Origin of the sequence: Streptomyces griseochromogenes (genome assembly GCF_001542625.1) — a bacterium.
Classification (GTDB): Bacteria; Actinomycetota; Actinomycetes; order Streptomycetales; family Streptomycetaceae; genus Streptomyces; species Streptomyces griseochromogenes.
The window spans coordinates 7592685-7619565 of sequence record NZ_CP016279.1 but is presented as its reverse complement, the minus strand read 5'-3'; the positions used below and the strand labels follow the sequence as shown (position 1 = coordinate 7619565).

General features: G+C 69.8%; 23 protein-coding genes. 2 read left to right on the top strand and 21 right to left on the bottom strand.

Features of this window, described 5'->3' with window-relative positions:
• Positions 1 to 3 precede the first annotated feature (3 nt).
• The 5 genes from AVL59_RS32820 to AVL59_RS32800 form a co-directional block, all read right to left on the bottom strand.
• A complete protein-coding gene (locus tag AVL59_RS32820) occupies positions 4 to 1194 on the bottom strand; it encodes a protein kinase domain-containing protein (RefSeq protein WP_067311919.1) in 1191 nt (396 codons plus the stop codon).
• Positions 1191 to 2477: a PP2C family protein-serine/threonine phosphatase gene (locus AVL59_RS32815; protein WP_237281758.1), complete on the bottom strand. Its 1287-nt coding sequence runs from the start codon at positions 2475 to 2477 to the stop codon at positions 1191 to 1193. The genes AVL59_RS32820 and AVL59_RS32815 overlap by 4 nt, the downstream gene beginning before the upstream one ends.
• The gene (locus tag AVL59_RS32810; protein ID WP_067311916.1) at positions 2474 to 3940 is read right to left on the bottom strand and encodes a hypothetical protein; all 1467 of its coding nucleotides are present in this window, start codon (positions 3938 to 3940) and stop codon (positions 2474 to 2476) included. Before AVL59_RS32810 ends, AVL59_RS32815 begins: the two co-directional genes overlap by 4 nt.
• 53 nt (positions 3941 to 3993) lie before the next feature.
• Positions 3994 to 6333, bottom strand: a complete 2340-nt coding sequence (locus AVL59_RS32805; RefSeq protein WP_079147477.1) for a hypothetical protein — start codon at positions 6331 to 6333, stop codon at positions 3994 to 3996.
• Between the two features lie 173 nt (positions 6334 to 6506).
• Positions 6507 to 6905 carry a hypothetical protein gene (locus tag AVL59_RS32800; RefSeq protein ID WP_067311910.1) on the bottom strand — a complete coding sequence of 133 codons (399 nt, stop codon included), beginning with the start codon at positions 6903 to 6905 and terminating at the stop codon, positions 6507 to 6509.
• A gap of 290 nt (positions 6906 to 7195) precedes the next feature.
• Between AVL59_RS32800 and AVL59_RS32795 the strand changes: the two genes are divergently transcribed.
• Both AVL59_RS32795 and AVL59_RS32790 read left to right on the top strand, forming a co-directional pair.
• The gene (locus tag AVL59_RS32795; protein WP_067311908.1) at positions 7196 to 8359 is read left to right on the top strand and encodes an exonuclease SbcCD subunit D; all 1164 of its coding nucleotides are present in this window, start codon (positions 7196 to 7198) and stop codon (positions 8357 to 8359) included.
• Positions 8356 to 11346 (top strand): AAA family ATPase, encoded by a 2991-nt coding sequence (locus tag AVL59_RS32790; RefSeq protein ID WP_067311905.1) that lies wholly within the window; start codon positions 8356 to 8358, stop codon positions 11344 to 11346. Before AVL59_RS32795 ends, AVL59_RS32790 begins: the two co-directional genes overlap by 4 nt.
• A gap of 822 nt (positions 11347 to 12168) precedes the next feature.
• Here AVL59_RS32790 and AVL59_RS32785 read toward each other — a convergent pair.
• The 16 genes from AVL59_RS32785 to AVL59_RS32710 form a co-directional block, all read right to left on the bottom strand.
• A complete protein-coding gene (locus AVL59_RS32785) occupies positions 12169 to 12453 on the bottom strand; it encodes a hypothetical protein (RefSeq protein WP_159400174.1) in 285 nt (94 codons plus the stop codon).
• Between the two features lie 60 nt (positions 12454 to 12513).
• Complete coding sequence (locus AVL59_RS32780; RefSeq protein ID WP_067311900.1) at positions 12514 to 12996, bottom strand: hypothetical protein; 483 nt, start codon at positions 12994 to 12996, stop codon at positions 12514 to 12516.
• 103 nt (positions 12997 to 13099) lie between these two features.
• A complete protein-coding gene (locus AVL59_RS32775; RefSeq protein WP_067311897.1) occupies positions 13100 to 13414 on the bottom strand; it encodes a hypothetical protein in 315 nt (104 codons plus the stop codon).
• Between the two features lie 98 nt (positions 13415 to 13512).
• Positions 13513 to 13929 (bottom strand): DUF6283 family protein, encoded by a 417-nt coding sequence (locus AVL59_RS56750; protein ID WP_372450413.1) that lies wholly within the window; start codon positions 13927 to 13929, stop codon positions 13513 to 13515.
• A 485-nt stretch (positions 13930 to 14414) separates the two neighbouring features.
• Positions 14415 to 14786 carry a hypothetical protein gene (locus AVL59_RS32765; RefSeq protein ID WP_067311892.1) on the bottom strand — a complete coding sequence of 124 codons (372 nt, stop codon included), beginning with the start codon at positions 14784 to 14786 and terminating at the stop codon, positions 14415 to 14417.
• Positions 14783 to 15271 (bottom strand): helix-turn-helix domain-containing protein, encoded by a 489-nt coding sequence (locus AVL59_RS32760; RefSeq protein WP_067311891.1) that lies wholly within the window; start codon positions 15269 to 15271, stop codon positions 14783 to 14785. Before AVL59_RS32760 ends, AVL59_RS32765 begins: the two co-directional genes overlap by 4 nt.
• 65 nt (positions 15272 to 15336) lie before the next feature.
• On the bottom strand, positions 15337 to 15759 hold the full coding sequence (locus tag AVL59_RS32755) for a hypothetical protein (protein WP_067311889.1): 423 nt from the start codon (positions 15757 to 15759) through the stop codon (positions 15337 to 15339).
• A 127-nt stretch (positions 15760 to 15886) separates the two neighbouring features.
• A complete protein-coding gene (locus AVL59_RS32750) occupies positions 15887 to 17494 on the bottom strand; it encodes a ParB/RepB/Spo0J family partition protein (protein ID WP_067311887.1) in 1608 nt (535 codons plus the stop codon).
• 83 nt (positions 17495 to 17577) lie between these two features.
• Positions 17578 to 18216 (bottom strand): hypothetical protein, encoded by a 639-nt coding sequence (locus AVL59_RS32745; protein WP_067311885.1) that lies wholly within the window; start codon positions 18214 to 18216, stop codon positions 17578 to 17580.
• Between the two features lie 54 nt (positions 18217 to 18270).
• On the bottom strand, positions 18271 to 18672 hold the full coding sequence (locus tag AVL59_RS32740) for a hypothetical protein (protein ID WP_067311882.1): 402 nt from the start codon (positions 18670 to 18672) through the stop codon (positions 18271 to 18273).
• Between the two features lie 583 nt (positions 18673 to 19255).
• Positions 19256 to 19753, bottom strand: a complete 498-nt coding sequence (locus AVL59_RS32735; RefSeq protein WP_067299555.1) for a hypothetical protein — start codon at positions 19751 to 19753, stop codon at positions 19256 to 19258.
• Between the two features lies 1 nt (position 19754).
• Entirely contained in the window at positions 19755 to 21929 is a 2175-nt protein-coding gene (locus tag AVL59_RS32730; protein WP_067299554.1) for a site-specific integrase, read from the bottom strand.
• The gene (locus AVL59_RS32725) at positions 21926 to 23698 is read right to left on the bottom strand and encodes a hypothetical protein (RefSeq protein WP_067299553.1); all 1773 of its coding nucleotides are present in this window, start codon (positions 23696 to 23698) and stop codon (positions 21926 to 21928) included. The genes AVL59_RS32730 and AVL59_RS32725 overlap by 4 nt, the downstream gene beginning before the upstream one ends.
• The gene (locus tag AVL59_RS32720; RefSeq protein WP_308281998.1) at positions 23698 to 25146 is read right to left on the bottom strand and encodes a site-specific integrase; all 1449 of its coding nucleotides are present in this window, start codon (positions 25144 to 25146) and stop codon (positions 23698 to 23700) included. The genes AVL59_RS32725 and AVL59_RS32720 overlap by 1 nt, the downstream gene beginning before the upstream one ends.
• 98 nt (positions 25147 to 25244) lie before the next feature.
• Positions 25245 to 25946 carry an N-6 DNA methylase gene (locus AVL59_RS32715; RefSeq protein ID WP_067311879.1) on the bottom strand — a complete coding sequence of 234 codons (702 nt, stop codon included), beginning with the start codon at positions 25944 to 25946 and terminating at the stop codon, positions 25245 to 25247.
• Between the two features lie 336 nt (positions 25947 to 26282).
• Positions 26283 to 26840, bottom strand: a complete 558-nt coding sequence (locus tag AVL59_RS32710) for a hypothetical protein (RefSeq protein WP_159400173.1) — start codon at positions 26838 to 26840, stop codon at positions 26283 to 26285.
• Positions 26841 to 26881 lie beyond the last annotated feature (41 nt).

Here is a 26881-nt window from a genome sequence, read left to right as displayed (position 1 = left end):
GGGTCATGACGAGCCGCGGGGCGGGCGCCGGTCGCCGAGGTTGATGCGGACGCGGGACGAGCGTTCCGCGGGGGCCTCGGCGGCCGGAGGTGTCGCGGGGGGTGCGGGTGTGTCGTCCGCGGGAGCCGGGCGTGGCGGCTCCGGCGGGGGCGTGCCGGCACGTGGGCGCGGCGCCGACGAGAGGTTGGCCTTGATCCGGCTGGCGCGCGGTCCGGTGCCGGACGGCTTCGCGGGTTTCGGGGCGGAAGCGGGCTTCCCCGCCGGCGACTTGGAATCGCCCTTTGCCGTTCCCGGGCGCCGATGCTGCAAAGTGCACACTTTCGGGTCGGACAGTGCCTTGAGGAACGTCGCGATCCGCGGACGGCTGCCCGGGGCGCGGGCGGTCATGGCACGCAGCAGGCCGAGCATCTCGTCCGACAGCCGCGTGTCCAGGTCGAGGGGCACTCCCGCGTTGACGGCGTCGGCCGGGGAACCGTATCTCCCGTCGTGGTGCGGCAGTTCGCCCGTCAGGTACAGATGGGTCATCAGTCCGAGCGCGAACACGTCCACTGCGCAGGTCAGGTGCTCCGGGCCGGCCGAGCCGTCACGCTGCATGTAGCGACGCCACTCCGGCGCGCCGTACACCGAGTCGCCCGCGATGTCATCGGGCTCCGGCGGCTTGCCGGAGACGTAGGAGTCGTCGAAGTCGATCAGCTTCGCCGTGTGGAAGGCAGCGCCGTCCCGCTTCTGCACCAGCACGTTCAGCGGTTTGAGGTCGCCGTGCACGATGTCGATGTCGTGCAGCTGCTTCAGGCTGTTGCCGAGGGTCTTGAGCAGCACCATCTTGTGGCGGGGCTCCAGGCTCTGCGGCTTCTCCAGACTGGAGGTGTCGATCCGTTCGGTGACCTTGTAATACGTGCTGCCCTCGTGGAAGAAGTCGGTGGCCAGCACCAGATTGCCGCCGCCGCGCGCGTCCGGGCGCAGCCGCTCCATGATCGTACGGTGGCGGTCCTCGAACTCGCGGGCCAGCTGCCGCCGGATCCGCAGGCTCGGCGAGTCGGTCGCGTCGTCGCGTGGCCGCTTGGGCTCCAGGAACCGCTTGACGAAGTACTGGCTGCCGCCCTTTTCCGCGAACGCCCATATGCATTTGCCGCCGTTGGCGTTCGTGGGCTCGCTGATGATGCGGTAGCCCCCGATGACATCGCCCTGCTTCATGCGCGCTCCTCGGGTGCCAGGGGCATGTGGGTCTCGTAGCCGGCGCGGTAGGCGTGCCAGGTGCTGTCCTGCCAGGCGCGGACCCGGGCCGGCAGATCCGCGGGATCCTCCGGCGCGGCTGCCGGGACGGGTACCGCCCCGCCGGCGTCCGGGGACGGGCGGTCCAGACCGCGCGGCCGGGTGCGCACATAGCGGTCGGTCACCTCGGCCAGCCGGACCGCGAACTGGTCCCGCAGGTCCGTGAAGCCGTGGTAGCCGAGTGCCACTACGGCGAGGGAGGCGTCGTCTGCCGTGTAGGCCTGCACCTCACGGCGGACCCGGTCGGCCCACTCGTCGACGGTGCCGGCCTCGTGCAGGGTGCGCAGCAGCAACGCCTCGAAGTCGGCCGGGGTGTGCACATAGCCGAAGAACCCGTCGGTCGCGGCCAGCAGCACACACGGGAGCGGATACGCCAGCCGCTGGCCGTCGATCTCGAACTCCCGGTCGGCGCACACCAGGTTGGTCATCGGTGGGTCCGAGCGCAGCAACTCCAGGGCGTCGCTCTCCCGGGTGTGGTCGCGGGTGAGCACCTGCAGCCCGGTTCCCGGACGCAGGACGTACGCGCGCGAGTCACCGGCCCACAGCGGCGTCAGTTCCAGCCCCGCCTCGCCCTGCGTACGCACCAGGCGGTAGTGCACGGCGGCGAGAGTGGTGGGGAGCTGGCGTCGCATGGTGCCGCTGATCTTGCTGCGGCGCTGCGGGGCGTGGCCGAGGAAGAACTGGAGATAGTCGTGCAGCGTCTCCGACGTGGCCGGTTCGCCTTCCGCCGCGACGTCGTGGAACCAGACGTCCGTGGCCAGCCGGGCCACCCGAGAGCCCACCCAGGCGCCGGTGCGGCTCTCGCGGTCGGCCGCCTGCCACACAGGCGCCGCGCCGGCGCCGCCCGATCCGTCGAAGACCGCGAGCAGGCCCTGGTGGCTGTCCATGTGATGGGCGACGAACGGCTCCGCGTCCTCGCCGCGGCCCGCCACTCGCTCGGTCCACACGGACATCGCCAGCAGTCCCATCCGGTCCCGGTCGACACACCAGATCCGCTGCGGCACCGCTCGGCCCGCCGGACCGCCGTCCGGTACGAGGCGCGGGCCGTCCGGTGGGGCGGCCGGGGCCGGGGTCTCCGCGCGGGTGGACGGGCGCGGCGGCTGCAGGATGGCGCGGGCCGGCTGCGGAGGCGGTGCGGGCACGTACCCCGGCGGGGTGCCGGTCGGGGCCGGGGGCTGCGCCGCGTGGTCGTAGTGGCCGGTCATCGTCGCTCCCCGTCGCTGCCGGATGTGTCCGGTCGGTACTTCTTGGCGGTCCCGCGCACGCGGCTCACCCTCGGGGCGGTGTCGCCCGTACGTCGCTCGGTGCGGTCGTCGTCGGCGGGGCTGCCGGTGCGGCCGCCGACCGCCCGGTCCCCGGTTTCCCGGTCGCCGGGACGCCCCCCGGTGCGATGGCCGTCGTCCGGGCCGCCGTCGCCGTCGTCTACCCGCCGGGCGCCGTCGGCGCTCGGGCCGGCTGCCGACTTCCGCCAGGGGTGCGCCGGGCCTCGGCCGTCCCCGTGGCCGGCCGCGCCGCCGGAGCGGGGCTCGGTGGACCCGGTGGTGGCCCATCCGTCCCGACTGCCCGGCAGCGGTTCGTCCTCCGGCGGTTCGGCAGGGGCCGCCGAACCGGACAGACGACTGCCGGAGCCGGACAGTCGCGAGCGGGGCGTGCTGTCCTCATCCCGCGGGCGGGCACCGGTCGGGGGCCGGTCGGCACCGTCGCCGTACCGGTCCCGCAGTACCTCTCCCCTGAGCGGCGCGCGTTCGTCCTCGTGCCCGTCCGGGGCGGCGTCGCGGTCGTCGGAGCCCGGCTCCAGGGCGCGCGCGAGGGTGCCGCGGAGCCGTCCGCGCCGGGTGGCGGTCTCGAACAGGCCGTCGCCGTCGCGGAGCACCTCCTCCAGGACGGCGCGCTCGAGCTCCGCCTGCTCGAAGGGCTCCCGGTCGGCGTCGCCCCGTTCGAGGACCATGCGCATGACCTCGCGCCGTATCTCGTGCTTCTCCGCCTCGCGCTTCTCGATCCAGGCGAGGGCGGCACGGGGTCCCTCCTTCTCCATGATCCCGGCGATCAGACCGTCGATGCCCTCCTCGCGGATCATGTCCCGGTGCCGCTTGCGGCGCATGCCCTCCAGCCGGGTCTCGCGCACGACGTCCCGGAACTCGCGCCCGCTGGCCGCGATCTCGTCCTCGTCGACGAGGAGTTCTATCTGGATGTTGCGCAACCGGACCGCGTCGTCGCCGCTGAACCCGGCCAGGGCGGCGTTCAGCGCCATCTCGGCCTCGTGGAACTCGGCGATGTCGTAGTCCCGGGCGACCGAGCGCAGCGTCTTGCGCAGATAGCCGTAGAGCGCGCCGCTCATGTCCCTGATGCCGCGCGCGACCACCTCGGCGGGGGCGGCGACCCGGCACACGAGGTCCACCCGGCTGCGGAAGGAGAACGTGGGGTCGCGGCTGAGCAGTGGGATGTCCAGGATCAGCCGGTGCTCGGTCATGTCGATGGTGAACACAGTGCGGTACGCCCCGAACCGGGACGAGGGGATCTCCTCGCCGCTGCGGATCGTCAGCGAGGGGCCGCTGTCCCGGACGAGGACCAGGGCCCGGCCGGGTGCCGGCGGCCGCAACGGGTTGACCAACCGCCACTTGGGCACGTCGTCGCTGCTCAGGACCGGGTCGTAGGTCTGCTCCTCCATGTCTCCCCCTCTCCTTTCCAATGCTGTCGGGGACCCCGTCGGCGCGGTGGACCTCACCGGGCGTGGCCGAGTGTGCGGAGCAGGCGGGTGGCGCCCGCCGAAGGCTTCTCGTGATCGCGGGCCCACTTCTCCAGCCACCACGTCAGCCGCTCGCGGTGCCGTCCGGGCTGTCGGGCGACGGACACCAGCAGCTCGCCGATGGCGTCGAGGGAGCCGGGGCACTTGCCGGCGTAGTCGTCGATCCACGCGTGCAGGGCGTGCAGCGCGGAGTCCTGCACCGGTCGGCGGGCCAGCGCACGTACCCACAACTCGGCGAGCCGGTCGTGGTGCCACGGCAGTTCGCTGAGCAGGACCGGTACGCCCGGTACGCGCGCGTGGCCACGCTCGTCGGCGGTGTCGATGACCGGCTCCTCGTACGGCTGGGACACGGCGAACACGAACGCCGACAGCGACTTGACGACCATGGGGGAGAGGTCCTGTGGCTCGGACCAGTCCAGATAGGCATCCAACACCGCTGCGGTCTGTCCCTGGTGGATGAGGTGGACCCCACCCCACGCCACCGATGCGAGCGTGCCCCAGTCGTCCTCCCGGTCCAGCGCGCCGCGCAGTACGGCGACCGCCCGGTCCGGCTCCGTCCGGCCGAGCAGCCCGCCCACTGCGTTCGCCGCCGTGCCGGCCAGGCGGCGCTGGTGGGCGGACGCGTCGCCACGTGCCCAGCGGTCGAGCAGATTCCATACCGCCTCGGCCGTCTCCGGGCGGCTTCCCGCCACGCCGAGGGCGGTGGCGGCGGCCTGCCGCAGCGGCCAGGAGGTGCTCCCCGCCCACGCCGTCAGGAAACGGTGCACCGCGTAGTGCGGATCGGCGAGCGCCAGCACCCCGGCCGCGACCGCGGCGCGGGCGCGCACTTCCAGGTCACGATGGCTCAGCAGGCCGCGCAGCCATGCGAGTACGGCGTCGCGGCGCCCGTCCAGCAGATTCCAGGCGTAGGTGAGAATGACCTGGCCCAGAAGCGTGTTGCGGAACCGTACGCGCGGCGCGCCGAAACCACCCTTTTCGGGCAGATCGAGCCGGATCCATTGTTGCTCGTGCCCGAGTCGGTCCCCGAACCGCAGATCGGGCGGGGCGAGTTCCGGTTCGGTGAGAGCCGCGCGCAGCTTCACCGCGGCCTCGGCCACGGTGAGATAGCCGCACTCCTCCAGCACGGCCGCCGCCAGCGCGAAGGCCACCGCCTCCGGCGCGCGGTACCGATTGAACCAGGCGCGCACCTGCTCGCTCGGGTCTCGCAGCTGTGCCACCGCGGCGGTCACGTCGCCGTCCGCGCGGATCACGGACGCCAGGCGGGCCGCGTTACGGGCCGCGGGCTGCTCCCGCAGTGCTGCCGCGGCCCCGGTGCGCTCCAGCAGGCCGCGCAGATCGGCACACGCGTCCGCGCTGCCGCCGTGGCCGAGCACTCGCCGTTCGACGACGGCCAGCGGGTCGACGGGGACGAGCGTGTGCCGGGCCACCTGGTCGCCGCCCGGTCCGGCCGCGAGCACCTCCAGGTCGCGTCCGCCGGTCAGGATCAGGAAGCAGCCGGAGGCGCGCAGCGTGGCGACGACGGCGGCCCACTGGGCCGTACCGTGCGCGGATCCGCCGAGGAAGTCGGAGGTGAACTTCTCGACGACGGCCGACCCGTCGTCGAGGGCGGCCAGGTAGCCCGAGTTCTTCACCGGAGGTTCCCACCCCGCCCCGAGCACGGTCGAGGGCGTCAGCAGCCGGTGGCAGCCCTCGCCGCCGCCGTCCATGGCCAGTGCCTCACCGAGCAGGTTCACGGCGACCGCCTCACGGCCACTGCCGGGCGCGGCGGTGAGCACGAGCAGCCGCCGGTCGCACAGGGCGTCCAGCGCATCGCCGTAACCCTCGGGTGCGACGAAGAGCTCGGTGTGATCCGCGATGTCGGTCGCGTCCATGGCCGACACGGACACTCCGCCCGACCGTGACCCGCCGGTTCCGGAGCCGCCGGTGTGGAAGCCGCCGCCGAAGCTCACGTCCGCGTTGAACAGCGCGAGGGTGCCGATGCGGGTGCCGGAGGCGTCCGCGTTCAGCCGTCGGGCGATCTCGTCGGCGATGGCTCCGGCGCGCAGTGCCTCGGACCGCTCGGTGTCGTCACGCCCGCTGCCGTCCGCCAGGGAGCGCAGCGCGTCCCTCTCGCTGACCGGGCCGTCGTGCTCCTCGGCATGCCTGGGCGGCTCTGCGTCCCGCGCCTTGTCGTCCTTCGTGGGCTCCGCCGCGTCCGTGTCGACGCCCGGGCCGCGCTTGGCGGGCTCCTTTTCCTTGAGCCGGGGCGGATCCTCCGTGCGGTCCGAGGCTGCGGCTGCGGGCCGGAGTCCCTCCAAGGAGCTGTCCTCGCTCATGATCTGGTTCTTCGACCTTCGAATCAGCGGTGCGATCGGTGCGGTGACCGTCGGGTGCGGCGCGCGCTCGCGCGTGTGCCCGTGCCCGGGCACGAGTCATCGGAAGGGGAGCACAACGGATGTGCCGTGCGAGAGGACGGCCGGGGCCGGCCCGCGCGGCGGCGGAGCCGTCCCTATGACGTCTTCCAGTCCCCCTGCACTTCGACCTTGCCGTTGAACACCTGGGCGTTCTTGATGAGAGCCGCGCTGATCTGCGCCCCGGACCGGCCCTGCGCGGCAACGGCCTCGTCGACCAGCCGTCGGACCTCCGTCTCGAAGTTCGGGTCCAGCAGCATGTGGGCGGCGAGCTGCCGCTCCAGGGCCTGCTGCGCGCCCTCGTCGTCCGGGGAGCCGGCGACCAGGTCCAGGGCGTTCTCCGCCTCAGCGTTGCCGCGGAACCGGGCGCGGATCCGCTCGACCAGGCGGGCGCCACCGGCCCAGCCCGAACGGCCGGCCTCCTGACCTGCCGTCTCCAGCGCTCCCTTCACCACGAGCGCCACTCCCGCCGCTGCGACGGCTGTCACCGGATCCATGCTGTTCCCCCGAAATCCTGCTCGAACAGGGCAGCCAATGTAGGGGACATGTATGGCCTCCGGAGTGCTTCTTCTCACATTGGCCGAAAAGCGCCGAGTTCTATGCGTTCGTGGGCGATGAGACCGCTTCTTCTCTCTGGGTCCGTACGGGAGCGGTGGCTTGAACGCGATGGCTCCGCAGAAGACGGGCCGAGGGAGACGGGAACCCTGACACGAGAGGATACGGATGAAGGGGCGGGCGCGGGAGTAACCGCCCGTGATGTCAGACCCGGCCGTTAGTCTCGGGGATCATGAGACTCCTGCACACGTCCGACTGGCATCTCGGCCGGGCCTTCCACCGGGTGAACATGCTCGGGGCCCAGGCCGAGTTCATCGGTCACCTCGTCACCACCGTGCGCGAGCACGCGGTGGACGCGCTGGTGGTGTCGGGAGACGTGTACGACCGCGCGGTGCCGCCGCTCGCCGCGGTCGAGCTGTTCGACGACGCCCTGCACCGCCTGGCGGACCTCGGCGTGCCCACCGTGATGATCTCCGGCAACCACGACTCGGCCCGCCGTCTCGGCGTCGGCGCCGGACTCATCGACCGCGCGGGCATCCATCTGCGCACCGAGCCCTCCGCCGTCGCCACCCCGGTCGTGCTGCCGGACGCCCACGGCGACGTCGCCTTCTACGGCCTGCCGTACCTTGAGCCCGCGCTGGTCAGGGACGAGTTCACGGTGGAGAAGGCGGGTCACGAGGCCGTGCTCGCCGCCGCCATGGACCGCGTCCGCGCCGACCTCGCCACACGCGCGCGCGGCACCCGTTCCGTCGTCCTCGCCCACGCCTTCGTCACCGGCGGCCAGGCCAGCGACAGCGAGCGCGACATCACCGTCGGCGGGGTGGCCGCCGTACCGGCCGGCGTCTTCGACGGCGTCGACTACGTGGCACTGGGACATCTGCACGGCTGCCAGACCATCACCGAGCGGGTGCGCTACTCGGGATCCCCGCTCGCGTACTCCTTCTCCGAGGCCGACCACCGCAAGAGCATGTGGCTGGTCGACCTGGACGCCGACGGCCGTGTCACCGCCGAGCCCGTCGACTGCCCGGTGCCCCGGCCACTGGCCCGTGTCCGGGGCACCCTCGACGACCTCCTCGCCGACCCCAGTCTGGCCCGCCACGAGGACGCCTGGGTCGAGGCGACGCTCACCGACCCGGTCCGCCCGGCCGACCCCATGGCCCGGCTCGCCGAGCGTTTCCCGCACACCCTCAGCCTCGTCTTCGCCCCCGAGCGGGCCCAGGACGACCCCCAGGTGTCGTACGCCCGGCGGCTCGCGGGCCGCAGCGACCAGCAGATCGCCCAGGACTTCGTGGCCCACGTGCGCGGCGCCGGGCCCGATCCGCGGGAGACGGCCGTACTGCGCGAGGCCTTCGACGCGGCGCGCGCCGACGCCACGGTCCGGGAGGTGGCGCGGTGAGGCTGCACCGGCTCGACATCACCGCCTTCGGGCCCTTCGGCGGTTCCCGGACGGTGGACTTCGACGCGCTGACCGCCGCCGGGCTGTTCCTGCTGCACGGCCCGACCGGCGCGGGCAAGACCTCCGTCCTGGACGCCGTCTGCTACGCCCTCTACGGCTCCGTGCCCGGCGCGCGGCAGAGCGGCCAGGGCATCAACCTGCGCAGCGACCACGCCGAACGGCGCACCCGCACCGAGGTCCGGCTCGAACTCACCGTCGCCGGACGCCGGTTGGAGATCACCCGGCAGCCACCGTGGGAACGGCCCAAGCTGCGGGGCAAGGGCACGACGGTCGACAAGGCCCAGACCTGGCTGCGCGAGTACGACGCCCCGGCCGCCGCCTGGAAGGACCTCAGCCGCTCCCACCAGGAGATCGGCGAGGAGATCACCCAGCTGCTCGGCATGAGCCGCGAGCAGTTCTGCCAGGTCGTCCTGCTGCCCCAGGGCGACTTCGCCCGCTTCCTGCGCGCCGACGCCGAGGCCCGCGGCCGCCTGCTGGGCCGTCTCTTCGACACCCAGCGCTTCGCCGACGTCGAGAAGCGGCTCGCCGAGCGCCGGCGCGCGACCGAGGCCCGGGTACGGGAAGGCGACGCCACGCTCCTCGCGGACGCCCACCGGATGCAGCAGGAGGCGGGCGACGCCATGGAGCTGCCCGAGCTGAGCCCCGGCGAGCCGGGCCTCGCGGAGGCCGTCCTGGAGACCGCCGCGATCGCCCGCAGCACCGCCCGTGAACGCCTCACGCTCGCCCACTGCCGCCTCTCGGCCGCCGAGTCCGCCCACGCCGCGGCCCAGCGCGCCCTGGACGACGTACGCGAACTCGCCCGGCTGCAGGGCCGGTTCGCCGAGGCGCGGCGGCGGGCCGAGCTGCTTGAGGAGCGGGCCGGCGCGCACCGCGAGGCGCAGCAGCGCATGGAGCGCGCCCGCAAGGCGGAGACCGTGGCACCCGCGCTGGAGCTGCGCGACGCCGTCGAGACCGAACACCGCGCGGCGGCCGAGAGCGAGGCACGCGCGCGCAGGACGCTGCCCGGCTCCTTCGCCGACGCCGGTCCCGCGGGCCTCGCCGCCGCCGCGCGCGGCGTCACCGAGCAACTGGGCGGCCTGGAATCGGCCCGGCGCGCCGAACAGCGGCTCACCGGGGTCGTGGAGGAGCGGGCCGGCCTCGACCGGCAGGAGCGCGCCGACGAGGACGTCCTGCGCGAGGCCGACACCTGGCTCGCCGACTGGGACACCACACGCGCGGCCCTCCAGGCCCGGATCGAGTCCGCCCAGGAGGCCGCCACCCGCGCCGAACAGCTCGCCGTCCAGCGCGAACCGGCCCGGCGGCGGCTCAAGGCCGCACGCACGCGTGACGAGCTGGCCGCCGACCTGGAAGAGGCCCGGCGGCGGGCGCTCGCCTCCGGACAGCGGGCACTGGACGCGCGCGCCCACTGGCTCGACCTCAAGGAACAGCGCCTGAACGGCATCGCCGCCGAACTGGCGGCCCACCTCACCGACGGCGAGCCCTGCGCCGTCTGCGGTGCCACCGAACACCCCGCGCCCGCCCGGAAGATCGCCGGGCACGTCGACCGCGAGGCAGAGGAACGCGCCCTCGCCGCCCACCAGCGGGCCGACGAACAGCACTCCGAGGACGAGCGGCGCCTAGGCGTCGTACGCGAGGCCCTGGCCGCCGCCACCGCCGAGGCCGGCGACACGCCCACCGCCCGGCTCGCCGCCGAGGCCGACGAACTGGAGCAGGAGTACGCGCGCGCCCGCCGGGACGCCTCCGCCCTGCACACCGCCCACGAGGAGCTGCGACGGGCCGAGCACGAGCGCGAGCGGCGCCTGGCCGACCGCCAGGAAGCAGCCGTGCGGACCGCCTCCCGGCTCACCCGCCGCGAGACCCTGGAACATGAACAGGCGGCGCTGGAAGAGGAGTTGGCCAAGGCGCGCGGGGACGCGGGCAGTGTGGCCGCCCGCGCCGCACAGCTGGAGCGGCGGGCGGCGCTGCTCAGCGCCGCCGCCGACGCCGCGCGCACCGCCGAGGACGCCGCCCAGCGGCTCAAGGACGCCGACGCCCGCCTCGCCGACGCCGCCTACCGCGCGGGCTTCGACACCCCGCAGGCCGCGGCCGCAGCCCTCCTGGACGACGCCGCCCACCGTGAGCTGCAACACCGCCTGGACGACCGGCAGTCGGAGGAAGCGGCCGTACGGGCCGTCCTGGCCGAGGCCGACACCGCGGCCGCCGCCCAGCGGCCGCGGGCCGACCTCGCCGCGGCGGAGCTCACCGCCGCCGAGGCGGAGCGGCGGCTGCGCGGGGCGGCCTCCGCGCGCGACGCGGCCGCCCGCTGCTGCACCGAGCTGGACCGCCTCTCCGCCCGCGCCGCCGAGGGCGTACGCCTGCTCGCCCCGCTGCGCGAGGAGTACGACCGCGTGGCCCGCATGGCCGCCCTCACCGCGGGCACCTCGGCCGACAACGAACGCAAGATGCGCCTGGAGTCGTATGTGCTCGCGGCCCGCCTGGAACAGGTCGCGGCCGCCGCCACCGTACGGCTGCGGCGCATGTCCTCCGGCCGCTACACCCTCGTCCACTCCGACGACCGCACCGGACGCGGCCGCAGCGGCCTCGGGCTGCACGTCGTGGACGCCTGGACCGGCCGCGAGCGGGACACGGCCACGCTGTCCGGCGGCGAGACCTTCTTCGCCTCCCTCGCCCTCGCCCTCGGCCTCGCCGACGTCGTCACCGACGAGGCCGGAGGAGTCCGCCTCGACACCCTCTTCATCGACGAGGGCTTCGGCAGCCTCGACGACCAGACCCTCGACGAGGTCCTCGACGTCCTCGACTCACTCCGGGAGCGGGATCGGAGCGTGGGCATCGTCAGCCATGTCCCTGACCTGCGGCGCCGCATCCACGCGCAACTGGAGGTCGTGAAGGGCAGATCGGGGTCGGTGCTGCGGCAGCGGGGCGTCTGACGGCGATCAGACACTGCGGGCGCCGGTAGTACATCGTGAGCACTCAAGGAGGATTTGTCCCTCTCTTTCCGCCCCTTTCCTTGATCTTCTTTGTCCTTCTGTCCCCCGCGTGTCCCCCGGAGAGCCTCCGAGACCAGCCGGCGCGTGAGTCGGACCGGCGGGCGTGTCCGCCGTCGCAGGTAGCGAGCAGTGAAGCATTCGATTGACTACCGCTTTGAGTTCGCGATCCAGGGGGAGCAGCGCGGCCTAGCGATCGCTGAGGCAAGAACTTGCGGGCTATGCGCTTGGCAGGCTCTCGTTGTGCCGGGCCCGGGGCTGCGCTGCCTGGTCCATGTCGTCAAGTGTGTATGGCAGACGGTTCTTGATCGTCATCCCCGACGGCCATGACAGTTGTCGTGCTGTCCAGGCTGCCGCGGATGCGGGGCCGGATTGACCGGAGCGCGGTAAGCGTGGACCCGCGGCGTGTTGTGCGCCAGCGGGCCGTCGGAGCCCGGCAACTGCGAACCTGGACGCTGGGCGCCAGCGTCGCCCGGCCCGCCATCTTCCGGATGCGGGGATCGGTCGCATGCCTGGCCCGTTCACGACGAAGATCCCCTGGCCAGTGAGGGGGTGCGGCGCCGCCCGTTTTAAGGCCCGGGCCAGGCCGAGGTAGTGGGATGAAGCACCGAAGCTGATCCCGGTCCTAGAGCCAATCTGTGTCCGGCGGGCGCTCGCGGGTGAGTGTCGTGGCTGGCCGGTGCTGCGAGGAGTGTACGCATTCCAGGGCAGGGTCGGCTGCCGTCGATTCGGCTGTGACTCGGGTGCCGATCGGCTGGGGAGTGCCTAGCGACGCATGCTTGGGTCGATCCAGCTTGCTGGGAGTTTGTGGGGGATGCCCTGCTCGCGGGCTGCGTAGAGTTCGGCGTCCGTGGTGATGGTGGGCGCGGTCTCGTATGCGCGGGTAAGGGCTTCTCGTCCCTCTTCTTCGGTTGCGTAGTGGTAGGAGGGCATGACGAGGGAGCCGGAGTCGAGGCGGGCGATCATGTGGATTCGACGTCCGTCGCGGGCTTCGCGTTTGCAGTGGGGGTTGGGGCCGGTGCAGTTGTGGGACAGGACTTGGATCTTCATGTGTGTCGGTGGCCTTCGCCGGTTCTGGGAGTCGTGCTGGCGTTGATCGAGGGCAGCCGTCTAGTCGAGGTTGATGACCTCGATGGTCAGGCCCCTGCGGCGTAGTTCTTGCAAGGTGGCGTCGTCCATGGCGGCGGAGGGGGGATTCGTGAAGGTACCGTCCCCGAGTTCGCCGTCGGGCCAGGGGAACTCGGCGCTTTCCGGGAGGAGGCTGACGGCGAGTTCGGGATCGAGCGGTTGGGTGCCGTCGGAGGTGAGGCTCCAGGCGAATGCGCTGATGAGGGCTCCTCGGCCTTCGTGGTTGGGGACGGTGGCGGTGATCGTGCCCAGTGGCTTGTCCTGGGAGAGCAGGTCGGTGAGGCGGTCGAGGAGGAAGGCGACGTCCTTGGGGACGAAGGTCATGATGCCGTCGGTGAGGTGGCCGTGGACGGAGACGGTGCCGCCTTGGGTGTGGACGGAGATCGTCATGCGCTCGTCGTCTTCAAATGCGACGTTGAAGGCGGCCAGGAAGAGGCCGGCGGCGCGGGCATCGGGCGTGGTCATGGGTTTCCCTGTATTGGTGGCCTCGTGTCGGTGCGTTCTGGGGCCAGGGTAGTCGTCGGGTGTGACATCACCGTGGTCTTGCACCGAAGCGGGGTGCAGGTGGTCATGTGGTGCGGAGGATCATGCGCTGGGTGCGTATATCCCATTGGCAGTCGCGGTAGAGCCGGTTGTAGTCGGGGAGTGCGCCGGGGTCGTCTGCGTTGCACGGCTCGTAGCCGTTGGGACCGCTGCGGGCATAGAAGCCGTATTCGATGCACTCCTCCTCTCCTGGCCGGTGGCCGGTCCAGATGGTGTTGCACTGGTTGGTGGGGTGGCAGTTGTCGCGCTGTCGGCCGGTGTAGGCGCAGCGGGCGATGTCGCAGCCGTTGGCGTGGAGGGTGCCGGGGGTGGTGGAGCAGTCGGGGCAGGGGTTGGTCATGGTCTGCTTTCTGGTGCTGGTGGGTGGTGAACCCTTCTCTTGAGATTATTCTACTATCTCTAGGGGTGGGGTGAAATTACTCCGACGACTGTTGCTTGCTATTGGTGGGGCTGTTGGGTCGGCCTGTGGGGCCGAAGGTCTCCGCGTGTTCGGCGGATCTTGGCGATCAGGTGAACGGCTTCGTTGCTGGGTAGATCGACGTCTGCCTGGCCGTGAGTGGCTGCTTCGCCGCCGGAGGTGAAGAGCGGGATCGGGGATACGTACTCGAGTATGGCCTGGTGGGTTGACGAGTCGATGTGGCCGTCGAGCAGGGCCAGCCGGAGTGCGAGCAGGTGTGCGCCGTCGTGGCATCCGGCCCAGCCTGCGCAGATGCGGCGAGCGTCACTGTCGGCATCGGCTTGGTGGCATTGGAACAGGGCTGCCGGCTGGTCAGGGGTGGGAGCGTCATAGCGGCGGAGCTTCTCGTACTCCTCGCTTGCCCAGTTCCCGAGGTGGCGTCGCGCCGGTAAGGGCAACTGCTACAAGGACGCGGCGCTGGCGGGCGGAGCGAAGAGGGCATGAGTCGAGTATGGCTCGGGTGGGTCGCTGGCCAATCGCGATTTGCCCCGAAGGCGCGATCGAGCATGCCGCCTGTGCATCGGAGATTCTCCGACGCCGGTGCGTCGGCCTTGGCGGGTGCGGCCTCGGTCTTGAGGGGGCTGCTTGGTTGGTCGGCGTGCGGCTGGGTGTGTGGAGGTCTGCGGGGCTCAGAGGTGGGTGCCTGTTCGGTTGATTTGTTTATGCGGTATTTGTGGTGCTGTGTGGTGCGGCTAGTTTCAGCCATTGCTCATCGGATCCAACGTCGCCGGGCTAGGGTCTTGCCTAATTTCGCCCTGCTTCGTTCGGTGCCTGCGAAGGGCGGCGTCGGGTGCTGCTTGGACGCATCTCGGCATGCCACCACTATCTAACGGTCACAGTCCGTCACCGGCTCATGGAGGCCGGCGGGCGTGTGGTGGACGGCTCAGTGCCGATTGCAGACCCACGTTTTCGGTTCGCCGTGCGCTACGAGATCGATGTCGGTCGTCGTCGAGGCATCGCACAGTTGGCACTTCATGTCGATGTGGCGGGGCATCGAGATGGGCCGGACGGGCTCATTGGCCTGGAGGGTGATCGGTACCGACGTGCCCTGAAGGGCGATCACCAAGCGTTCTTCGAGGTCTGGGTGCTGGGTCACGTCGGCGACAGTGAACGGTAGGTCAACCTGTTCGAGGACAGCAAAGACGTCATGCTGCTGCAGACGGGATGCAGGGAGTGACATCGGGAGCGAGATGGTGACGAGGAAGCCCTTGGCCTGACGCGGGCTGGGGTGGGGCGGGTTATGCGAGGTGATCACGGTGTTGTTCTCGTGTCCGGTGCGATTGGGTCTTCGAGGCCGCGGGCGGCAGTGATTTCGGCTGAGAGGCCCTTGCGTGCCCGTTCCAGTGCGGCTCGGTGCTTGCGCAGCGAGGCTCTGGTCCGCTTCAGTGCCGCGGTCTGACGGGCCTCGATGTCGGTGAGGCGGGCTATCTGCCGTGTGTGGTAGGCGACTTCTTCGGCGCGCCGGACGGTGGTGGGCCGCCATGGGCCGGGCCGTGTGCCGCCCTGGTTCTTGCCGAGTTGTTCGTTGGCCCAGGTGAGGAACTCCTCTCGGGGGATGTACTTGTTGCGTCGCTGGCCGATGCCGGTGAGGAGGGCGACCTTCGGGAAGTCGTCATGGCGTTTGGCCCAGTTGCTGACCGCGGAGCGAGTGACTCCGACGAGCTTCGCTGCGGCGGCCAAGTGGATCAGTTCGTCTTCGCGACCGATGTATTCGCGGCGAAGCCAGGTGATGGATTGCAAGAGGTGTGTCCTTGAAGTGCCGTCTCATCCGATCCGGACGTGACGGTGTGTGCGGCAGCGACCGGTCAGGTGCCGAGGCGCTGCTGGAGGTAAAGGTCGGCGGCATGCTGATCGCCTGGTGCGCCGAGCGCGATAGTGAGGGCGATGAGGAGGCCGGCGATGATCGCGGCTCGTTCCGTGGTGACGGCGGAGGATGCTGCGGTGGGGGAGGTGAGGCGATGGCGGCGGTGGGTGATCTCGTCCGCGATCTGCTGCCTCACCGTCTCGAGTGCGCAGGTCTCGGGGTCGGGCTGGGCCTTGCGCTGGTCGGCCTCATGAAGGAGGCGGCAGTTTCCGCACAGTTCATCTGTGGTGGGCTCGGGGACCTCTCGGATGGTGGGTCGGCCGCAGCGTGCCAGGACGAACCGGTTGTGGATGGTCGGCCATGCGGAGCGGTTGACCAGGTGAGGTTTCCCGGAGATTGAGGCGCCGTAGATGTAGCTGCCCATCACCTGTTCCGGTCGGGGACGAGGTGGGTGGCGCTGGCGGTGCTGAGCATGGTGATCCTCGATCTGTGGTCGTGCTGAAAGCTGTGGTGGGTGGTGGCCCGTCTGTGGCCGGACCACCAGGTATGGGTCAGGCGGCGGCTGGCATAGCCCCTTCTGCCCGGTCGGGCTGCCGCTCGGTGTTCTTGGACGACTGGTCGGCTTCAGATTCCGCCTGACCCTGCTGCTCGCCTTCGGCTTGCTGCGCGCGGCCGGCGGCAACCGTTGCCGCTTCGATGGCGCTGAGGACGTAGCCCTCCGCTTCGAGGAACGACAGCCAGCCGACGGTCTGCGGGTCGATGCGGCCCCGCCATGCGGCGTCGTCCATGTGCTCGACTTCGTGCGCGGCGGCGACGTGCGCGAGGAGGATGTGCCAGGCACGGGCCGGGCTGGTGCGGGCGATGACGTCGGCGAAGGGATCGTCGACCCGGCTGAACTTGCTGTGGCCTTCGTTGGGGTCCGGTACGCCGAGGAACTGGGCGACCAGATCGGTGCGGAAGCGGCTGACGTAGTTGGAGTAGGCGTAGCTGGTGTCGGTGATCGTCGTCAGAATCAGCGGCCACACGCGCAGGCTGGCCTCCGGCTGGCTGCACAGGTCAGTGATGAACTCGTGGCGGACGGTGCGGGCCTGCCTCCATGCCTTGTTGTTCGCGATGACCTCGCGGCGGGCCTGGGCAGCGGCTTCCTGGTCTTCCGTCTGGCTGGTGTTGTCCGGTGCGGCGTCGGGGCTGAGGGCGTGCCCGTGCTGACGCCATGCGGTGCATAGCCATATCGCCTCGGCTTCCTGGGGGAAGATGCACGCCGCGTGCCCTGGGCAGTCGCGGTGTTCGTCGGCTGTGATCGGCCCGTCGTCAGCGGTGCGCAGGTCGGTGAGCGGGCGCGTTGTCGTGTCGGTCCAGGTCCAGCGCCACTCGAGGACCGGGATCTCGGCTGCGGTGAGGTCCTCGACGAGTTGGTGCTGTGCGCGCTGAAGCTCCTTCTTGGCCCGCAGTTCGGCGAGGGCATGCTTCCAGTGACCGCGCTTGGTGTTGTCTTCGCCCAGGTCGCGGCGCTTGGCCCACTTCAGGGTCCACAGTGCGCCGTCGACGTCCTCGACCTCTTGGAACTCGGCGAGTTCGATCAAGTTGAAGTCGGATTCGAGCCCGTCCTTGAGGCCCTCGTCGGTGAGTTGGACGGCCTTGATGGAGGCGGCGAGTTCGGTGGGCTTCAGGCCGATGGCGCGGGCGAGGCGTGCCTTGCGGGTCTTGGCGACGTCCATCAGGGCGAGTTGCTGGGCGGCTTCGATGTCGTCGCGGACCGTCGCTGCCGCGCGGTCCTTGTTCTCGATGAACGACATGGCGAGGGCCTCGTCGTCGACGCCGGCGAGGTCCGCTCGGATGATCGCCGGGACCAGCCGGTAGGGCTTCTTCTTCGCCTTGGCCTTCTTCGCCGCGGCCAGGGCGGCGTTGTTGCGGCGCTGGCCGAAGATGATGCCGAGCTGTCCTTCGCGGTCGCCGGTCTGGGGGCGCACCATGAGCGGGGTGAGGACGCCGAGTTCGTCGACGCTGGCCTGAAGAGCCGGATCGGGTCGGGTGGTGTCTTTATCGGCGCGGTGCTTGCGGTGGTTGTACGGGTCGACGACCAGGTCGTGGGGGTCGAGCCAGGCGAAGCGGCCGGTGAAGCCTTCGACGGCGGTCGGCCGCGTGGCGGTGGTGCTCATGGGGTGTGTGGTTCTTTCGTACGCGGGGCGGGCACGGGTTCCGGTTGGCCGGTGCCCGCCCGGGTTGCGATGGGCTGGCTTTGTCAGGCGGCGGCTGTGGCAGCAGCCCGGCGCGGCTTGCGGTTGGCCGGGGACTTCGTTGTCCGGTTGGCCGGTGCCGTGGACCGGCGTGTGCTGCTCTTGGTGTTCGCCGGTGCGGGCGCCGCCTTGGTCGCCTTGGTCTTCGGGGAAGGGTCGGTGCTGGCGGCGGTCTGCTGGTCGCCTGCCGGGGTGGGCAGGATGCGGGTGCCGTTGGCGTTCAGGGGAGGGCGGTTGCCGTCGAAGGCGGGCAGCAGCACGGTGCGGATCGAGTTGAGGATCTCGTCGAGCGGTGAGTCGGTGGTGAAGCGGACGCCGGTGCTGTAGCGGGTTTCCGGAGGCAGCCTGTTGCTGGTGGGCGAGGCGGTCTTGCCGCCGGACTCGGGGGACGGGGCGCCGATGGCGAAGGTCTGCACGGCCTGGCCACGCCACAGGTGGCGTATGCCGATCGCGCGGCCGTCGGTGTGGTGGAGCCTGATCGCTCTGTCCACGTCCACATGGGCCTCGTCGTCGTCCTCGCTCCAGCCGTCGCCGAGCGCATCCGCGATGGGCTTCGCCAGGAGGTACAGGTCGATCTCGGTGAGGAGGTGCTGCGTCGGTTCGTGCGTGACTTCGGCGGTGGGCGCGGTGTCGGTGGCGGTCATGCGGGTGGTTCCTTTGGCCAAGAGGCGTGGGCAGTAGGCGAGTTCGTGTGCGGGTCAGCTGCGGGGGTGTCCGGTTTTCGGCAAGGTGCCGGGGATGCGGGGCTCGACGGTGCGGATCAGGCTGATCGCCGTGGGGGTCAGGTCGGTGAGGTGTCCGCACGAGGCGAAGCCGGCGAACAGGACGGGCCCGTTGAGGTTGACGATGATGAGGGAGGTGTCGGTGAGGAGGACCAGGGCGAGGGCCGCGGGCAGGTTCGGCGGCAGGTCCTCGCGGAGTTCGCTGGCGAAGGCGACGGTGTGTGAGCCGCCTTCGTGGTGGGCGTAGCCCACGATCTCAGCGTTGTCTCCGAGTAGATCGTGGACCTGCCGGGCCTGGGTGTGCGGATCGGTGCTCAGGCGGAGGTCGCTGACGGTGCCGGTGGGGTCGATGAGCAGGGCGTGGACGGTGTCGGTCACGAGGGTTGCTTCCTGTCTGCGGTCGGCTGGGTGGTGGGTTTCCCTCCCAGCTCTTGAAATTATTCTACTATCTATCGGGGTGGGGTCAACTGCGTTAGTGCAGGTCAGGTGGGGTGGGGATGTCGCTAGGCGGCGACGGCTGTAGCTCGCTCCAGCAGGTGCTGGGTCTGGCGCATGGCAGCGATGATCCGCGCCTTGCCGACCACCTCGTCCCGGTGCTCGACTACTGCACGCGCGTGCTTCCAGGCGTCCTCGATCGCGTTCGGGTTCGCCAGAGAGTCGTCGCAGGCGACCGTGACGCGCGGGCCGAGATCCCAGCTTCTTTCCGCAAAGTTCGTGTCCCTCGCAGGTCACGTCGCTTTGGCGGTGGGCGAGTCCTCAGCCCGTGTCGCTTAGCGCAGGAGCGTGGTGTCGCTCTGGATGGCAGCCGGAAGCATACCTAGTGATTTGAGTCATAGTGGCTGCGGAAGTGGCTCTGAAGGATTGCATGGTGCGAGTAAGCCTCACCAGTGCCCTGTGCCACGAGGCCAGGCGAGATTTGCCGTCAGACGGCCGGCCGGGGCCCGGGGCCCCGGCCGGAGGGTCAGTTGCAGGTGCCGATCGTCCCGGAGACCGATCGTCGTGGCGTGAGGACGGTGACCTTGCCGCCGGCTGCCGCCTCAGTGCGTAGGCGCTCAATCTCCAGGTGCTGGGCCGCTATCCGGGACAGGGCCAGTTGCTGGAATTCCTTGAGTTCGTCGATTTCGATGTTCTGTTTCTTGATGCGTTCTTCGAGTTGAGTGTTGGTGTCCTTGAGTCGTTGGATCTGGGCGATTCTGGGGTCGACGACGGCTCCGGCTTCCTGGAGGAGTTTCAAGCGCCTCTCGAATTCCTCGGCCAAGTGCTGGTATGGGCCGGGCCGAGTGGTGCCGTCACGGTTCTTCTTCGGGTAGAACGCCGTGCGGGTCACTCCGGCCTCTGTGGCCAGGGTGCTGAGATCGCATTTTCCCCCGGGTGGAAGTTCACCCCGCAGGATCCGGTCCGTTGCGGCCCGGATCGCTTCTTCTTTCCGACTCCGAGCCTCTTCGCTGATGCGTCCCATGTCAGACTCCAGTTCCGTTCGCGGCATCGATCTCGGCCAGGACACGCAAATCGCGGTTCAGGTCGGCTTGCAGGCGGGATTTCTCTGTGGGCTGGCCTCGCCCGATGCCGCCCATGAAGACCTTTTTGTTCTCCGCGCTGGCGGCCCAGACCGGGCGGTGGCTCTGATGGTGGGTGGCTTGCGGGCAGCGGACGGAGTCACACATGCCGGCCAGCGGTTTGTCGGCCCCGGGCGTCCCCGCGAGGATCAGGCACAGCGCCTTGGACGGATCGATGAACCAGCAGTAGTTGGCGATTCCCAGGTGTAGTGTCTTCGCCCGTCTGGACAGCAGGTTGATGACCTCCTGGTCCCCTGGCTTGACCCCTGGTGCGGATGCCTCCATCTCCTTCAGCTTCTCGTCGACAGAGGCAAAGAACTCGATGAGATCGCGCGCTCCGGAGCCGGTGGGAAGGATCCCCTTCTGGGAATCACGGAAGGCTTCCAAGGTCAAGTCTTTGTTTCGAACCTGCTCTTCTGCGGCAACGTCGGAAAGGAACTCTGCTTGTGCACCGCCGGGCCTTGCTGCATATCCCTCGGTAGTGACCACGCTCACGTGCTTGAGGTGAATCTTCGCGGCCAGCAATCCGCCGGGACGGTGTGCGAGTTCCATGGCCAGGGTGCGGCGGGTGATCTGCAGGCTAATCGGGTCGTTCGGTATCGGCGCAAGTCCCAGTCGTTGCCCTTCCGGGCCGTTGACCCAGGTTCGCAGGCTCGCGCACCGCCCATTGAAGGTGAACCGGCCAAACGCGCGTGAGGACGTGTCCTGCGGGTCCCGGAGTCCGACCGCGAGTTGGACTGCAGAATACGCTTGGCGGACAGTGACCCATTCTTCCCAGACGCCGCCCGGTCCCTGCCCCTTGATCAGTTTGGTTTTCAGCCGGTATCGCATCCGGCCAGATCCCAGATCCTTCGGGGGCGCGCAGGCATCGACCGGCATCTCCATCAACTCACTCGCCCGCATTCCAGTGAGCAGGGCGACGACGACGATGCAGGCCGTCCGGACCCTGTCCACCAGGAATTTCAAGTCCAGGATTCCCTCGACCCCTTCGGTCCACGGAACCTCGCCGCCACCGTCCGCGCGTGACACCGCCCGCGCGTCGCGTCCCCATCGGGGTCTCACGCCGACTGCGGCCACCGCTTGTTCCATCAGCGGACGCAGGGTGGGAATCCAGCGGTGGGGGAAGGTCTTCTTGCCCGCCTTGCGGGCAAGGGCGTTCAGGCTCACGTTCAGCAGGGGGTCGTCCTGGGACCATCCGTCGAGCAGTCGCCTGGTCACTTCCATGTCTTCGAGTGCCTCCAGTGGGACACCTTCGGCAATGTGGGCACGGATCGCTGTGCTGAGACGGGCCTGCCACCTCTCACTGCTGGTCCAGAGGGTCGGGGCTTCCTCCTGCCGGACCGCCTCGACCAGTTCCAGGACGTGCGGGCCGAGTGTTTCGACGACGTAGAGAGCCGCGGCCAGCCACGGCTGCAGGGCGTCCTGCCGCATCGGCTGGGTCACGTTCGCCTCGCGCGGCTTGCAGCCGGCCACCTCGAAGGGGGAACGGCCGGGCCACGGAACGAACCCGTCGGCGAACCGGTCGGTGCTGAACAGTTCGCCGTAGAAGGCGGGCTCCTGCATGGCCTGGACGGCGGCCAGCCGTGTCTCCGGAGCCGCGGGCCGAAGGATCCTGCCCTTGCGATCGCGCACGTCACTGCGGTGCAGGTAGTACGCCTGACAGTGCAGCTGTGTGACCTCCCCCAGCGACGTGACCCCGTGTTCGGTGAGCCAGTTGAACCACTCGGCCAGGTTCTGGAGCCGGGCCAGGCAGGTCCTGATCGCGATGGGATATCGGAAGGCCTGCGGCAGTTCACGTACGGCCTCGTGTCCCGGAGCCAGGCGCGCGAAGATGAACTCCTCGGCCACGACGCGCCAGCGCGGATCCCGGATCCTGGAGAAGTCCAGCCGGCGTTCACTCGGCTTGAGGCTGACGGGCAGACCCTCGACACCGGTGAAGGACCAGACCGGCTCACCGACCCGGGGCCGCATCCCGCCCGGCTTCACCCGCAGCCCGGCCTCTTCACAGACATCGAGCCCGAAGAGCGGGCTCCGGACCGGTCCGGAGCCCGCGGGCGCCTTAGTGGTCACGGTCGTCATCGTGTTCCTTCTTCCGGCCGCAGCGGCAGTTCGTCATCGTCATCGGCGACCTGTGCGGCTGCGGCGAGCAGAGCCTGGGAGGTGAAGTGGGCATCGGGGGTGAGGATCTCGGCCAGGCGCTGGTCGTAGCGGCCGAAGACGCCCATGAACTCGGCCTGGGGCATCTGGTCCCACTGGCGGGCGAAGAACGCCCGTAGCCGCATCAGATTGGGCAGGTGCCGAGGGGTGAACAGGGCGAGCGGACAGAGCAAGCACACCCATGGGCGGGCCGGGCACGGTTTCCCCTTCGGGCCGTGCAGGCCCGACAGCTGGTCGCCGCAGGCAGCGGTGAACACGTCCCGTTCCCCGCCGACCAGCGCGGCCAGAGCCTCGTCGTCCAGGCCCAGGGCAGCGACTTTCTGCGGGTAGTCGCGGACCAGCTCGGCGACGTCGTCGTCCGCCAGGACGACCGGTGGTTCGGCCCGTTTCAGCATGTCGTTCTGGGCCTCGGCGATGATCTCGTCCACGAGCTCGCGCTGCTTGGGGGTCCCGGCTCCCAGGTAGTGGTCGCCTTCGGCCTGAGGACTCCGGTTGGGGTCCAGGGTCGCGCGGCGGCTGCCCGCCCACGCGCGGCGGTCCCGCATCGAGTCGTAGGTGGTGCGGATCCGGTGCATGTTCAAGGCCAGCGGCTGGCCGTCGTCACCCACCAGCCCTCTGTCCACCACCCACGCACGGATCGTGGTGACCGTGGCGGGCCGGGTGATCCAAGGACCCGCATTGTGTGTGTCGTAGCGGACCCAGAGTGCGTCCCGTGCCCCGGGCGGGGCGAACCGGCGGGAGAGTTCTGTATGGTCAGTCCACTGCTGCAGCAGCCGGGTCGCCCGTGTGGTCAGCGTCCGGCTCTCCTCGGCCGTGCGGCCCTTCACATAGTCCAGCAGGATGGTCCTGTCCCCGGCCCAGTCGACATCGCCCAGTCCGAGGTCGTCCAGCCCGTCCGGGACGATGCCGGTGTAGACGCCGAACAGCAGCCGGTAGCCGAGCATGACGTTGACCGTGGGGAACAACTTGGCGGCCTGCCAGCTGCGGCGCCACGGAAATCTCGACTGCGACAGCCCTGAGGGGTGGTCCGCGGACCAGGTCGCGAACGGGGCCGCTTCCACCGGTCCCACCTGGGCATAGAGCCAGAGCAGGTTTGCGTCCGTCCACCCGCCAACGCGCGGATCCTGGCCCGACTCCGCCGTCTTCACCGCGAGCCGGTGGGCCGCGTACGACTCCTTGACCGCGGTGCGGCAGACCTGGGTCAGGCTTGACCACTCGGTCTCGCTGTAGGGCTGTATGAAGTTCTGGTCGCGGCGCCTCTTGGAAACGAACCGGCGGCCGTCGACCAGCTCACGGACATCCGGACGCAACACGCCGTGCAGGTCGTCAAGGCGCCGCAGCATCATCCGCGCGCGGCCCTCTTCCACCGGGCGGTACTTCCCGCTCATCCAGTGCGCGGCCAGCCGCCCCCGGGTCAGCTCGGCGGCGCCGCCGGTGAATCCCAGCTCGGCCAGCCCGTTCGTGAAGGCCCTGATCCCTCCCAGGTAGCCGGCCAGCGTGCTCTCCTGGTCGACGTCCCCGTGCGGATGCACGAGATCGGCCAGGCCGTGCAGCAGCTCACGGGCCAGCGCCGGATTCCTGGTGGAGAACCTCTCGCCGTGGGCCTGGCTGTTCACCCAGCGGGTGCATCCGGTCCCGTCGCTGAAGACCGCAGTGATGCCCGGCGGCTCGTCGATCACTGTGGCGGGCATCAGATGCCGTCTCCCTCGTCGTCGAACTCCGCCGCCGCTTCACGTTCCGCAGCCCGGGCCCGTGCTGTGCCCTGCTCCTGTGCCGTGTGCAGGTCGGCGAAGATCCGCGTCGTATCCAGGCGGTTCAGGTACTTTTCCGTGGTCAGAGCACTGGAGTGACCCAAAAGATCACGCAGGATCATCAGCGGTTCATGGCTGGTGAGGTAGAGCGCCAGCGCGGCATCGGTGTCACCGGGCCGGACCTTCTGGGCCAAGCGCGCGTAGTAGCCCGACGCGAGCCTCGCCATCGTCTGCATCGCGAAGGTGTGCCGGCCCCGGTGCGGATGAACATGGGGAAACCGCGGCTCGTAGCGGTCCCGGATTCGGTCCGAGGCCCGCTCGAAGACCGTGTTCCACGCGGTGAACGGCCGCCCCGGCCCGCAGACCGACAGCAGCATCGACCCGCCTCCCGGCGCGACCAGCCGGCGGCGTTCACCGGGCCCCAGGTCCTCCCACAGCACCCTGGCGCCGTTGACCCGCCCGCCCCGGGCATCGGCCTCGGTCACGATCAGCGGCTCGCCCCAGCGGGCCGGCGGCGTCCACGACGAGCCCGCCACAGCGGTCGCCCGCTCGAACGCCAGATAGTTGTGCAGCTCGGCCAGCGTGTCGTAGTCGACCCAGGTGCTGCGGAACTTGCCGCCCTTGGTGATCCCCCACGGCAGCGGGACAGGCGTCGGAATCTCCGTCCGTCGCTTCGGCAGAGCCGGGACTTCGCAGGCCAGCAGGTAGGTGAACTCCTGCTTGCGCGGTCCCGAAGCGATCACGAACCGGCCCACCGCGGCGTTCCGGGCCATCTCCCGGCCCCGGTATCCGCGCTCCTCTGAACCGTCCGGCTCCAGCCGGGCCAGGCCCTTGAGGAACAGGTCGGCGAAGTCGTCCTCCAGGTACTTGATCGTCACGTGCCCCTTCGCCCGGCGGCGGCGGGCCTGGTTGACCTTCACCTCGCGCATCTGGTTCTCGAAGACGCCGGTGGCGTGGTCGTAGGTGAACGGCAGGGCGGTGGTGTAGCCGTTGTCGATCGCCCACGCGTAGAACTTGCCGAGCATGGCCATGTGCTGGTTCCACGTAGACGCCTTGAAACGGGCCGCGAGGGGCCCACGGGCCCGGTGGACCGAGTAGGCGCTCAGCAGGGCCTTGAGCCGGTCCCTGCCCTCCAGCAGCCCCACTCCGTGCCCGGCCCCGAACTCCATCCACTCCCGTACGGCGCGGACGTACGAAGGCCACGAGTTGTCCGACGGGACCTTGCTGGTCGGCAGCTCACAAGCCCAGCGGTTCACGACAGCCGAGGGCCGCAGCCCGTGCTCGTCCTCGAAGAGCAGGTCCTCGTCGAAGATCAACGACATGCCCTCGGGTATGACCGGCTTGTGCTCCAGCCCCCAGGTCTCCCACCCAGAGGATGAATAGATCATTTGTTGCATACCGACGGACGCTACCTCGTGGGACGCACCACTTGTGTACCCACAAACAGTCGCTGACCATGGGCTTCGTCCTCAAAGAGACACTGCAACTAAGCAGAAACAACCCAGATGATCGCATTCACCGCCGCGCACGCAGCGGCGATCTCATCCACGTCGCACATCGACCACTGGAAGTCGGCAGGGTCCAGGCCCTGTTCCCGCAGGTTCTGTGCGGCCGAACGCAACAGTCCGCCACTGCCGCAGGCTGGATCGTAAATATGCTCCCCGCCCTTGGCACCCTTCAAGGTGTCGTAGCTGTTCACAGCCTCGACAAAGACGCTGTAGGCCATGGCGTCGGCGACGGAGGCCGGAGTGTGGAACTCGCCGAGCCCCTGCTGGGCGCCGCGGGAACGCAGGCACATCATCACCGGCGACAGCACATCGGTGGTGGAGCGGTCGAAAGGGTCCTCGTGCGCCGTGAGATCGAGCAGCCCGCGCTCCAGCGCCATCTTCGCCACTGCGCGCACCGCGTACATCCGGTGGTCGTCGACATCGCTGTTGAGCCACTCATGCAGGATCCGAGCGCGGTCGATGAGATCGGGACGGTGCATCCAGTGCAGGGACCAGATCTCCCGGAGCATTCCGATCAGTTGAGGGCCATCCAGACTCAGGATCTGCGTCTTGAGGTCCGGGCCGCTGGGGTCCTTCTGCCGCACGAGCGAGAGTGCAGCCACAACACCGATCGGTGCCTCGATGGCCGTGCCGCCGTGCTGCTTGTGCCATGTGGCCGCGACCGCCTCGCCGATCTCCATGGCGAGCGTGTGCGGCCACCTTCGCAGACCGCGACCAGGCCGTGCAGGCTGCGAGGGAGTTGGATGTGCGGGCTTCGGGTGCGATGGGGAGGGTGCTGTCCTTTTGCGGCCAGGTGCTGCGGTGAACGTGGCGGGTATCGGTTCCGGCTCGTCGACGATGTCCGCGAACAAGTCGAGTTGCGTCACGGGGTGATCACCTTCCGTATGGGGGCGTGGGTATAGGAAGACCCGCCCCGAGTTGCTGGGGCGGGTTGGGGTGTCCCTTAATTCCTTTCAATTATTATTCTACTATCCATCGGGGTGGGGGCAACTGCGGAACCCCAGCTCAACTGGGTATCAGCCCCGGTCGACCCAGACCACGCCGTACGGCGTCTGCCATAGCCAGGACATGCCCGACTTGTGGAGCTCCGCCCGCACCTTGTCCCACCACACCCGGCCGAACCGGTCCGTGTACGGTTCGACCGCCCACTTGGCCGACCGGCTCGCCGGCCACCCGACGGCATCCGCGACGGTCACACCGAAACCCTGTACCCGCCCGCGCAACTCTTCACGTTCCTCTGCGACCATGCTGCGCCACCAGTCATCCTGGCGTATCGCGCCGCGCTCGGCTGGCAGTGGCCATCCGCGCTCGGTGATGGCGCCGTGCCGTTGTAGTGCGATCCAGGTCAGTGCCCGCTCACGTAAGAGGACGCCCGGCCGGAACGTCACCTCCTGAACTTCCATGCCGCGAGCCCACTGCGGCCGGGCGAGCCGGGCCACGTTGACGTTGTGCCGCGCCGTGGCCTCGGCGCGCGCGACCGTCTCCGTGCGCGCCTGCCGGTGGGGGATCAAGTACTCCCAGTGCCCGTCATTGCTCTCCGGATGCGCGTACCGCACCTTCCATAGGCCCCGCACCGTGCCTCCGTCTCTCGTGTAGTTATTTTACTATCGAAATG

Coding starts and splice junctions, on each gene's coding strand:
- AVL59_RS32820 (WP_067311919.1), bottom strand. CDS start 1,194: ATGAAGCAGGGCGATGTCATCGGGGGCTACCGCATCATCAGCGAGCCC.
- AVL59_RS32815 (WP_237281758.1), bottom strand. CDS start 2,477: ATGACCGGCCACTACGACCACGCGGCGCAGCCCCCGGCCCCGACCGGC.
- AVL59_RS32810 (WP_067311916.1), bottom strand. CDS start 3,940: ATGGAGGAGCAGACCTACGACCCGGTCCTGAGCAGCGACGACGTGCCC.
- AVL59_RS32805 (WP_079147477.1), bottom strand. CDS start 6,333: ATGAGCGAGGACAGCTCCTTGGAGGGACTCCGGCCCGCAGCCGCAGCC.
- AVL59_RS32800 (WP_067311910.1), bottom strand. CDS start 6,905: ATGGATCCGGTGACAGCCGTCGCAGCGGCGGGAGTGGCGCTCGTGGTG.
- AVL59_RS32795 (WP_067311908.1), top strand. CDS start 7,196: ATGAGACTCCTGCACACGTCCGACTGGCATCTCGGCCGGGCCTTCCAC.
- AVL59_RS32785 (WP_159400174.1), bottom strand. CDS start 12,453: ATGAAGATCCAAGTCCTGTCCCACAACTGCACCGGCCCCAACCCCCAC.
- AVL59_RS32780 (WP_067311900.1), bottom strand. CDS start 12,996: ATGACCACGCCCGATGCCCGCGCCGCCGGCCTCTTCCTGGCCGCCTTC.
- AVL59_RS32775 (WP_067311897.1), bottom strand. CDS start 13,414: ATGACCAACCCCTGCCCCGACTGCTCCACCACCCCCGGCACCCTCCAC.
- AVL59_RS32755 (WP_067311889.1), bottom strand. CDS start 15,759: ATGGGCAGCTACATCTACGGCGCCTCAATCTCCGGGAAACCTCACCTG.
- AVL59_RS32750 (WP_067311887.1), bottom strand. CDS start 17,494: ATGAGCACCACCGCCACGCGGCCGACCGCCGTCGAAGGCTTCACCGGC.
- AVL59_RS32745 (WP_067311885.1), bottom strand. CDS start 18,216: ATGACCGCCACCGACACCGCGCCCACCGCCGAAGTCACGCACGAACCG.
- AVL59_RS32735 (WP_067299555.1), bottom strand. CDS start 19,753: ATGGGACGCATCAGCGAAGAGGCTCGGAGTCGGAAAGAAGAAGCGATC.
- AVL59_RS32730 (WP_067299554.1), bottom strand. CDS start 21,929: ATGACGACCGTGACCACTAAGGCGCCCGCGGGCTCCGGACCGGTCCGG.
- AVL59_RS32725 (WP_067299553.1), bottom strand. CDS start 23,698: ATGCCCGCCACAGTGATCGACGAGCCGCCGGGCATCACTGCGGTCTTC.
- AVL59_RS32720 (WP_308281998.1), bottom strand. CDS start 25,146: ATGATCTATTCATCCTCTGGGTGGGAGACCTGGGGGCTGGAGCACAAG.
- AVL59_RS32715 (WP_067311879.1), bottom strand. CDS start 25,946: ATGGAGATCGGCGAGGCGGTCGCGGCCACATGGCACAAGCAGCACGGC.